A 261-nucleotide genomic window follows, 5' to 3' on the forward strand; every position below is an offset into this window, starting at 1 on the left:
CTCACGTGGTCACGGTGGTGACGCGGGAGGCGAGGCGCTCGCCGACGTGCGCGCCCAACCGCACGAGCGCGCCGAACTGCGCGTCGGTGAGGTACTGGTCGCCCGTCGAGTAGTCGGGGAAGGTGGTGTCGGCCGCGCCGAACTGGGTCAGCTCGTGCGGTGCCAGCTCGCTGAGCTGGCCGCGGCCGTACACGAGGCGCGCAGTACCTCCGCCCATCGCCGCCGGGTAGTGGATCGTCCCTTCGGCCGAGCAGTCGGCGG

General features: G+C 72.8%; 1 protein-coding gene. It reads right to left on the reverse strand.

What is annotated here, in order from left to right; genetic code table 11:
- Position 1: 1 nt before the first annotated feature.
- A partial coding sequence (locus SAZ04_RS22370; protein WP_332699858.1) for a hypothetical protein occupies positions 2–261 on the reverse strand: 260 nt, incomplete at its 5' end.

This window comes from Halalkalibacter lacteus, from assembly GCF_036663595.1.
In the GTDB taxonomy this organism is placed as follows: Bacteria; Bacillota; Bacilli; order Bacillales; family Bacillaceae_D; genus Halalkalibacter; species Halalkalibacter lacteus.